Source organism: Psychrilyobacter sp. (genome assembly GCF_049671765.1).
Classification (GTDB): domain Bacteria; phylum Fusobacteriota; class Fusobacteriia; order Fusobacteriales; family Fusobacteriaceae; genus Psychrilyobacter.
The window spans coordinates 1-3,702 of the sequence record NZ_JBATVM010000090.1; the positions used below are offsets into that span (position 1 = coordinate 1).

Below are 3,702 nucleotides of genomic sequence, written 5' to 3' on the forward strand. Positions count from 1 at the left end.
GTTTCTTTAATTTTATAGATAGTTTAGTTTAAAATAAAAAAACATAAATTTTCGACAATACGAAAATTTATGTTTTTTTTATCTAAAAAATTTAAAATTTTTTATTACTAATTTGATCCAACGTCACGTTGCTTTTATTTACAGTATTCAATTACTAACTTAGCCGTATTTAAAAGTCCATCTACATGAGTTCTCTCATATGAATGAGATGCATCTACTCCAGGCCCAATTAGAGCATGTTTGATTTGTGCTCCTCCACGTAAAAGTGCACTAGCATCTGAGCCATAATATTTATAAATATCTATAACATAATCAATTTCTTGGTCACAACATAAGTTTACTAAACGTTTTTTCATCTCCAAATCATATGGCCCTGAAGAATCTTTTGCACAAATAGTTACCTTATTTTCTTTTGAAGTCTGACCAATTCCTGGAGATGCCATATCTATAGCTAATATCTCTTGAGTTAACGATGTAGCAATTCCTGCTGCCCCATGACCAACTTCCTCATAATTAGATATAAAAAATTCTAGTGTATATTCTGGAACTATCTCAGTTTCTATAAGATACTTACACACTCCTAAAATTATTGCTACTCCTGCTTTATTGTCTAAATGACGACTCTTAATAAATCCAGACTGTGTTACTTCTACTCTTGGGTCTAAATATACAAAATCCCCTACATTTATTCCTAATTTTTTTATATCTTCTGCATTTTCTACCAATTCATCCAATCTTACTACCATATTATCTTCTGTTCTCTTATCTGATTTAGGAGCATCTCCATAGTTATGTACAGATGATTTTTCAAATAAGATAGTTCCCCTAATTTCTTTACCATCCATAGTAGATATAGTACAGTATTCTCCATCTACAGAATTCCAAGAATATCCACCGATCTGAGTTAATTTTAAATACCCGTTAGATGTAACCTCTCTTACCATCCCACCTAAAGTATCTATATGAGCTGCAATTATTTTACTCTCTTCTTTTTTTCCAGGTAGTGTTGCTTTCAATGCCCCCTTGAGAGTAATCTCTGTTTTTACGCCTAATCTTTCAAATTCATTTCTACATACTTCTATTCCTTTTTTAGTGTCACCACTAGGACTAGGGATATTTAATATCTCCACTAATTTTTCTACCATATAATTTGTAATATATTTCATTTACTCACTCCTCTTTTTATAATTTAATTTTTTCATTTACAAAATCCATAATTGCTTCCTTTAGGATTATAGATTCTTCCTCTATTCTCTCATAATTTCTTTTGAATCTATCTACTTTATCTTGATCTTTTAAAGATCCTATATTTATTTTTACATTAAGTATAGCTCCTCTGATACCAGTTTCTAAAAGCATAGCTCCTACACCAAGATCAGTTATAGCATTGAGATTTCCATATTCAGAGAAAAATGGCAATAATTCCATAGCTTCTAAAGATGTTTTAGCTATTTCAAATGGAACTTCAGTAGCTTTTAAAGTAGCTTTTTGGATCTCTTCAAGTCTTATTATTATGTTGTCATCGGTATCCTTTGGTAATTTAAATGCTGCCATAAGATCATTAAAAGATTTAGTATCCTCATCTATCAATATTTCCACTCTTTTTCTTATTTTTAGGAGTCTTCTATGTTTTGTTAAAAACTCCTCCTTGATCATATCATCAAATTCTCTATATTTTTTTTTATCTATAGCCAGTGATGCCATCATACGAGATAGCGCTATTCCCAGTGAAGAAGCTAAAGCTGAGACACTTCCACCTCCTGGTGCTGGTGCATCTGAATCTACTACCTCTATAAAATCCCTTAATTCTATATTTAAATAACTCATATTTATTCCTCCCCTATCGCCTACGGCAAAATTCATAATTTTTTAATGCATAGTTACATCTGAAATTTTTTTCATCTCTTTGATGTGTTTTATATTTTTTTATATTTTGTCTAAATAGCTTATAATTTTATTTTTTATCTAATATATTACTTTTCCATTTGATACTACTTGAATTCCATTTTTATACACATCTTTAGTGTGGTTTATTCCAAAGTGATACATTATATATTCTAAATTTGGTGTATCAAAAATAACAAAATCTGCTTTCTTACCTTTAGTAATACTTCCTACTTTTTTCCCCCTATCTACAGAATACGCAGAGTTAATAGTAACTGCTGTGATAACTTCTTTAGGAGTCATTTTTAATTTTAATGATCCTAGTTGCATTGCTAATTGTAAATTTTCTGTAGGAGAACTTCCTGGATTATAGTCTGTAGATAATGCTACTGCTACACCTTTTTCAATCATTTGACGTGCATGTGCATATTCTTTATTTAAATTAAATGAAGTTGCAGGTAAAATATCTGCTATGACTCCAGTTCTTGCCATATCTTCCATACCTTTTTCACTAGCAGCCATAAGATGATCCGCTGAAAAAGCTCCTAACTCTGCCGATAATTCTGCTCCTCCTAAAGTTACAATCTCATCTGCATGAATTTTTACTTTAAATCCCAGTTTTTTAGCAGCATTTAATATTTTTCTTGTTTCCTCTATTGAAAAAACTCCCTCTTCACAGAAAACATCACAAAACTCTGCTAACTCTTTTTCTTTGATCATAGGTAATGCACCTATTATCTCGTTAATAAATTCATCTCTTCTTCCCTTATATTCAGGTGGTAAAGCATGTGCACCTAAGTATGTCGATACCAAATCTATAGGATGATCTTCATTTAATTTTTTTACAACTTCTAATTGTTTTAATTCTGTTTCAATATCGAGACCGTATCCACTCTTTGCTTCTACAGTGGTTACACCAAAAGATAACATAATATCCAAACTTTTTTTAGCTTTTTTATATAATTCTTCAAAACTAGCCTGCCTTGTAGAGTTTACCGTACTTAATATCCCTCCTCCGGCATTTAAGATATCCATATAGGAAACTCCCTCTAATTTTTTAGAAAACTCATTTTCACGGCTTCCTCCATGAACTAGATGTGTATGTGGATCGATCAATCCAGGAGTCACAGTGAGTCCCATGGCATCTTTTATTAAAGTTGATCCACCAATATATTTTTCATCTACTTTTCCTGAACCTACTCCTAAAAATTTTCCATCTTTAATGGCAATATATCCATCTTTTATTATCTCTACTTCACTCATTTCTTTTCCGGCTCTAGCTTTTTCCCCATGACCTAATGTAATTAAATTTCCTATGTTTTTTATAATTAACTCAGCATGCATCTTAATTTTTCCCCCTCAGTATAACTTTTAATAGAATTCTATAAAACAAATTAAAAATTATAAAACCTTAAATTATATTTGTTTAAATATAATATCATGTTATCTTTTTTATAGATTAGATTCTAAAACTTTTTCCATAGAGAACCCATCTAATCCTAAATAATATTCCATGCTCAAAACAAGTGCTTCTATGGGAACACTTCCTACTATCTCGCTTCCTAATACTGGAACTCCATATCTTTTAGCTTCCATCTTCACAGTTTCAAATACTCTATAAATAGGAGTTTTTTTGTAGTTAACTACATTCATAGTTACTTGCACTATTCCTTTATCTTTTAATTCTGCCGGTCCAGCCTTTATATATCTAAATCCTCCACTAGAATGTCTGATTGCCTTGGCAATATTTTTTGCTATATTTATATCTGTCGTTCCTAAGTTTATATTAAAAGCTATTAATGGTAATCTAGCTCCTAC

At 30.9% G+C, this 3,702-nt stretch carries 3 protein-coding genes and 1 pseudogene; all 4 read right to left on the reverse strand.

The window, feature by feature from the left end; translation table 11 throughout:
• Positions 1 to 134: 134 nt before the first annotated feature.
• Complete coding sequence (locus WBG30_RS04180) at positions 135 to 1,166, reverse strand: M42 family metallopeptidase (protein ID WP_424503389.1); 1,032 nt, start codon at positions 1,164 to 1,166, stop codon at positions 135 to 137.
• 16 nt (positions 1,167 to 1,182) lie between these two features.
• Positions 1,183 to 1,827: a cyclodeaminase/cyclohydrolase family protein gene (locus tag WBG30_RS04185; protein ID WP_424503390.1), complete on the reverse strand. Its 645-nt coding sequence runs from the start codon at positions 1,825 to 1,827 to the stop codon at positions 1,183 to 1,185.
• 138 nt (positions 1,828 to 1,965) lie between these two features.
• Positions 1,966 to 3,228 (reverse strand): imidazolonepropionase, encoded by a 1,263-nt coding sequence (gene hutI / locus WBG30_RS04190; protein WP_424503391.1) that lies wholly within the window; start codon positions 3,226 to 3,228, stop codon positions 1,966 to 1,968.
• Between the two features lie 108 nt (positions 3,229 to 3,336).
• Positions 3,337 to 3,702 (reverse strand): annotated as a pseudogene (locus WBG30_RS04195) (glutamate formimidoyltransferase); the annotation flags it as partial.

Bases quoted from the DNA above. Each gene is read 5' to 3' on its own strand.
- WBG30_RS04180 (WP_424503389.1), bottom strand. From the start codon at position 1,166: ATGAAATATATTACAAATTATATGGTAGAAAAATTAGTGGAGATATTA.
- WBG30_RS04185 (WP_424503390.1), bottom strand. From the start codon at position 1,827: ATGAGTTATTTAAATATAGAATTAAGGGATTTTATAGAGGTAGTAGAT.
- hutI (WP_424503391.1), bottom strand. From the start codon at position 3,228: ATGCATGCTGAGTTAATTATAAAAAACATAGGAAATTTAATTACATTA.